We start from the raw sequence: 5,604 nt of genomic DNA on the forward strand, positions 1-5,604 counted from the left end.
ACATCGAAAACCGCCAAACGCTGGACGCATACAAGGATAAGGCAAGTATAGACTAGAACAAGATGAATCAAAAAGGCTTATTAGAGAAATTAGTAAACGAGGAATTTCCGAAAATATCCTCAGACTATATTATGGATTTTAATATTCTAGAAGTTGTAGATCTTACAGAACCACAGCACACAAAGATTATATCTTGGCTTTTTGGTAACGAAAAATATTGTCTAAAATATAAAATTCTAAGCCACTTTTTAACTAAAGTACTAAAGGAAAATAAAACAAATAGTAAAATAAGCAAAGAATATTACGATATTTTACAAGCATATATAGAAGAAATATCCAATACAAACCCTGAAAATATTGAAATTCACCAAGAATATATCCTGGAGGGAAAAAAGATTGATATTTTCATAGAAGACAAAACCAACAATGTAGTTATCGGTATTGAAAATAAAATAGATGCAACAGAAAGTGAAAACCAACTAAATAACTACCGTAAATCCATTGAAAAAAAAGAAGGAATAGGTAAAAAAATTTACATCTTTTTGACAGTTGACGGGTATTTACCGCATAATAAAGAAGAACAAAAATTTTGGTTTGTAGCCTCTCATAACATGATTGGTCAAAGTATAGAAGAATTAATAAGCAATAATACCGTTACACTATCTCATGAAGCGAAGACAACATTACTTCAGTATACCGACCTGTTGGTCGAAAAATATATGATGGAAGACAAATTAAAGCCAAAATATGATCGCATATGGGCGGATTACAGAAGTGTACTTGAATACTTGAATAATGATAAAGAGAATAGAATATGGGAAACAAGCAAAAAAGAACTCAAATATATAATGTATTATAAGGATACAAATATCAATATATTACACAATATGATAGTTCAAAATTTTAAATTTTATAAAAAAGAGGATCAAGGTATATATTGGCTTGTAAAAACAAATGGCCTAGATCAAATAAACGAATACATTAATACATATATTGACACAGAAAATACTGAAAGTAGAAATTTTATAGACATACAAATTAACAATAGAGAAAAAGGAAATAGCCTATGGATAGGATACTTCTGCAATAAATGTTCAACAAGGGAAAAGGATAAAATTTTAAAAAAAATATATAACAACTTATTTAAAGATATAAAAATTGATGAATGCGATACAGCAGAAAAAGCAATAGAAATAAATAAGGGTAAAGACAGTTTAAAAAACAGAGATATTGAAAAACTAAGCTATGCTGAAATAAAAAATGAGGCTAATAGAATAGTTGAAATACTAAGGCAAGAAATAAAAGAATTCGATGATAAGACAGAAAAAGCCCTCAAAGAACTTCAAGGGCAAAATCCGTAAACTCACGCAAAACAGATCGCAAACGTATCAGGCTTAGTCATCTTTTTGATATTTTCTTTCGCCATAAACAGCTCCTTAGCGCCGTAAATTTGTAAAGTATGGTTGATAAACTCAAACTCCAACTTTTTATGCGCGCAGTTTGCGTCCAAATTTTTAGCAAGAGCGAGGATAAAACTCAGCCAGCGCACGACGCTTTCGCTAGGTAGCAGATCTTTAAACCGCTCAAATTCGCTCGAGCTTTTTTTGCCGTTTTGAGCGATGATTGCGGCTATGAGGCATTTTTGCGCATGCGAAAAGCCGTAGTTTAGCGCGTTTAGCACGAAAAACGCCGAGCTAGCGTGCTCGCCGTAAAATCCCAAGCACTGCGCCACGTCATGCAGCTTAGCCGCGACCGCCAGCTCGCTCTCGTATCGCCCACCAAGCTCATGCAGCGGCTCTAGCACGGCAAAAATATCTTTAGCGTATTTTACGATAGTTTTATTATCGCCGAGCAAAAACCTATCCTGTAAACTCCTCACGCTTGGGTTAAAATTAGGCGGAAATTTGCGAGTCGGACGTAAGATATCGCTTAAAAATACGCCTTCCCTAAAGCCCGCGCCGCTAGTGTAGATATTTTGTGCACCTAAAGCTTCGGCCGCGCTTAAAAAGATCAGTGCGCCCTCTCTAATCGTATCAAAGCGATCTTTTTTGATGCCGAATTTTCCAAGTTCCAGCACGCTTGCTTGCGAGATACTCTCGATAAAGCTCTTGTGATTTTGCAGCTTATAAGCAAAATTATGCACCGTTTTTAGAGGGTAGTTTTGCGCCGACATTATCGCTGAAGATATCGCGCGCAGGCTGCCGCCGATGGCGACTAGGTTTTTGCTTTTGAAATTTTTAGGCAAGCTTTTTAGCGCGTCTTTGATAAACGGCTGCGCAGCGCTTAGATTTTTTTTATCAAAAAATAGCTCCTTTAGCCGCACCGTGCCTAAATTTAAAGACGCGGCGTCTATTATCTTGCCGCCGCTAACAAGCGCTAGCTCCGCCGAGCCTCCGCCGATATCAAGCGTGACGAACTCCTCTAGCGGCTCAAGCAAATTTAGCGCCGCCACGCCGCCAAACGTCGCTTCGTCCTTGCCGCTAACGACTTTTAAATTTATCCCGAGCTCTTTGCGCGCCATGCTTATAAGCTCGCCGGCGTTTGGAGCGTCGCGCAGAGCCGAGGTGCCCATGGCGAAAATTTTCGTGCATTTGTAGTTTTTTGCGATATTTTTAAACTCGCTAAGCGCTTCGCAGGCCTTTTGCATCGACTTTTGGGCGATCTCGCCGCCGTGCTCGTACGCGCCCTCACCCAGACGCACCTTCATCTTAAATTCACCGATGATGTGAAACGCGTAACGCGAAGTCTTCTCAAAAATCGCCATTCGCATCGAATTTGAGCCTAGATCTATGACGGCGGTTCGTTTTGCCATTTATTTGCCTTTATTATTTTTATTTATCGCTAGAGCGAGGGTCGAGACCGCGCCGCTGCGTCCGTCGGTGCGGTTTTTGATAGATACCGAGCCGCCCAGAGCCTGAGCCGCGCCCTTAGCTAGAAATAGCCCAAGCCCCGCTCCGCCCTTATCGCCGAAACGCTTAAACGGCGCAAAAAGGTCCTTGCTCTCGTCGATACCACAGCCCTCGTCTACGACCTCGATGATAAATTCGTTTTCGCTAAGGCGCGAGCGTAGAGTAACCACGGCGCCGCGAGGAGAAAATTTGATCGCGTTTTGGACGAAATTTTGGATAACATGCGTTAAAAGCGTCGTTTGTAGCGTCATTTCAAGTCTGCTAGGCGCAAAATCGGTCGCTATATCCTTGCCCTCGCCGCGAGCTAAAATTTTAAAATTATTCGCAGATTGATTTAAAAACTCGATGATGTCGATACGCACGGCCTCCTCAAACTGCGCGCCCTCCTGCCGCCCTATCTCTAGGATCGAGCCAATCATTTTGTTCATCTGATTGATCGCTTCGTTGTTGTTTTTGAGCGCTTCGATATATTTTTCGCTCTCGCGCGGTTTTATTAGCGTCACTTCGTTTTTGGTTTTCATCACCGCTAGCGGCGTTTTTAGCTCGTGCGCGACGCCGACAAAAAGCTCCTTTTGATAAAGCACGAACGTCTGAATACGCTCGATTAGGCGGTTTAGGCTTTTGCCTAGCGGCTTAAACTCTGGCGGTAGCTCGTCAAGGCTCACCGTCTGCAAAAATCGCTCGTTTAAATTCGTCATTTTTCTGCTTAAAATTTTGATCGGCACCAGCAGCATCCGCGACAAAAACAGCACGTAAAAAATAATCAGAAGTATCGATGTAGCGTTTACCATGATGATGTCGATTAAAATTTGATCTATGAGTTTGCTTTGATGAGTGGTGTCTTTGGTTAGCGCGATGCTAGTATCGTCCATATACGGGTAAAACAGCGTCAAATGTGTCTTTTGACCAACCCTTTCCGTGACGAAATAAGGCGATACTGTTTTGCCCTCGACTAACTTTGCCCTAGTGGGACTATCGTTTAGCGTGAAATACTCAAACGGTTTTTCTACTTTAGATAAATTTGCGCTCGTGGATAAAATTTTAGCTTCGTATGCGAGCGATTGCGAGATACCCTCGTATATCGTGACCTTGATATACTGGTATAAAAGAACGGAGATGATGAGAATTAGCATCGTAGAAGCCGATGCTAATTGCACTATAAACCTAAATCTTAGGCTTTTTTGGGAAAGCAAAACCTATACCCGCGTCTTCTGACCGTCTCGATAGTCGAGATATTTAACGGTTTATCCATTTTTTGGCGGATTTGATTGATTGCTACTTCGATTACGTTTGGAGTTACGAGCTCAGGCTCCTCCCAGATCGCGTCTAGTAGCTGCTCTTTGCTCACGATCTGATCGCTGTGGCGCGCAAGGTGAGTTAGCACCTCAAACGGTTTGCCTTTTAGCTCGATATCTTGGCCTAGGTAGGTGATTTTCTCCTCGTCCGGATCGATGATAAGGTCGTCTATTTTGATAACGTTCGTACCGCCAAAGCGCAAGCGAGCTTCGATCCTAGCTACTAAAACGTCAAAATCAAACGGCTTTTTGATATAATCATCCGCACCGATTCTAAAGGCTTTTACTTCGCTTTCTTTATCGTCTTTTGCCGATATTACGACGACGGCGGTGCGCGGAGATTTATGTTTTATTATGTTGATTAGGTCCACGCCGTCTCCGTCAGGTAGAGAAACTCGTACTGCGTGCTGCGAAAGACGCCGTTATAGCGGTCGACGATGGGACGCGTCGCCTCGATGTAGCGCGTAACATCGCTGCCCGCCGCCATCTGTACCGCCTCGAGGTAGGCGCGGTAGTTCACCACGCGAACAACCTGCCAGCCCAGATCGCCTTTCTCCATGCGCAGCTGCAGCGGAAACTCAAGCCCCGTCCCCTCGTCCACGACGGTCAGCATTGCTACGGCACCGCTCCCGTCGCGCGTAACGTCTCCAATACTGAGGACGCTGGTGTCCCGCAGATGGCTGCACTCCATCAGATACTCAAAGTCGATGCCGAGCTGACGGCCTTTGAGCGCATTCACGCCCTCCGGCTCTGCCCATACAGAATTTTGGACGGCATTCTCGATCGTGTACGTCAGCCCCTCGGCAACACTCCCCTTGATGCGCTGATAAAATTTTCCGGAGGCGCTGCGCTCCGACTCCGACAGTCTCGTGTCGCGCGAAAAGAGCACATAGGTGAGGTCATCGTAGCCCGCGTCCGCAACCGCCGCGATATTCACGCGGCGTTGGAACGCCGCCAGATCATGCTGCTCCACCGCAGCAGCCGCCTGTGCGAGTGCGTACTCGGGACGTTGCATGTAGTAGCCGAGGTACCATGCAATCGCCGCAATCGTCAGGGTGATCAGCCCCGCCGCCATCTTGAATTTTCGTGCGTGTGCCCTGCGCCGCCGTGCGAGCCGCACGCGCCACGCAAATTCATCCAGGGGCATTGCCCCACCTCCCTTCGCACAAATACAAACGCTGTCATTATATCATTGAAGATTCATTTCACGCAACTGTATTGAAACAACCTCGTCATAATCCATCACTCCTTATATTAACAAAATATAAGTTATATTCTCTTATTGACAAAATTATACAAGTCGTATTAATATAAACATAAAAATTGAATATAAGAGGAAATAGGCGTCGAGAGACTTAAACTGGAATTCGGTATAAGCCGAAGCGGTCCCGCCACTGTAA

General features: G+C 44.0%; 4 protein-coding genes, 1 pseudogene and 1 riboswitch. Of the genes and pseudogenes, 1 reads left to right on the forward strand and 4 read right to left on the reverse strand.

The window, feature by feature from the left end; translation table 11 throughout:
* The first annotated feature begins 62 nt into the window (after window positions 1-62).
* Complete coding sequence (locus Q0314_RS08635; protein ID WP_298058278.1) at window positions 63-1,361, forward strand: PD-(D/E)XK nuclease family protein; 1,299 nt, start codon at window positions 63-65, stop codon at window positions 1,359-1,361.
* 2 nt (window positions 1,362-1,363) lie between these two features.
* Here Q0314_RS08635 and Q0314_RS08640 read toward each other — a convergent pair whose 3' ends face one another.
* The 4 genes and pseudogenes from Q0314_RS08640 to Q0314_RS08655 form a co-directional block, all read right to left on the reverse strand.
* Window positions 1,364-2,812, reverse strand: a complete 1,449-nt coding sequence (locus Q0314_RS08640; RefSeq protein WP_298058279.1) for a Ppx/GppA phosphatase family protein — start codon at window positions 2,810-2,812, stop codon at window positions 1,364-1,366.
* Window positions 2,813-4,042, reverse strand: coding sequence for a HAMP domain-containing sensor histidine kinase (locus Q0314_RS08645; RefSeq protein ID WP_298058282.1), 1,230 nt, complete (start codon window positions 4,040-4,042; stop codon window positions 2,813-2,815).
* Window positions 4,043-4,080: 38 nt separating this feature from the next.
* Window positions 4,081-4,596 (reverse strand): annotated as a pseudogene (locus Q0314_RS08650) (response regulator transcription factor); the annotation flags it as partial.
* Entirely contained in the window at window positions 4,566-5,351 is a 786-nt protein-coding gene (locus Q0314_RS08655; protein ID WP_298058281.1) for a hypothetical protein, read from the reverse strand. The pseudogene Q0314_RS08650 and the gene Q0314_RS08655, both read right to left, overlap by 31 nt.
* A 177-nt stretch (window positions 5,352-5,528) precedes the next feature.
* A riboswitch (cobalamin riboswitch) is annotated at window positions 5,529-5,604 on the forward strand. This riboswitch is flagged as partial in the annotation.

The sequence above is a fragment of the uncultured Campylobacter sp. genome, assembly GCF_938040115.1.
Classification (GTDB): domain Bacteria; phylum Campylobacterota; class Campylobacteria; order Campylobacterales; family Campylobacteraceae; genus Campylobacter_A.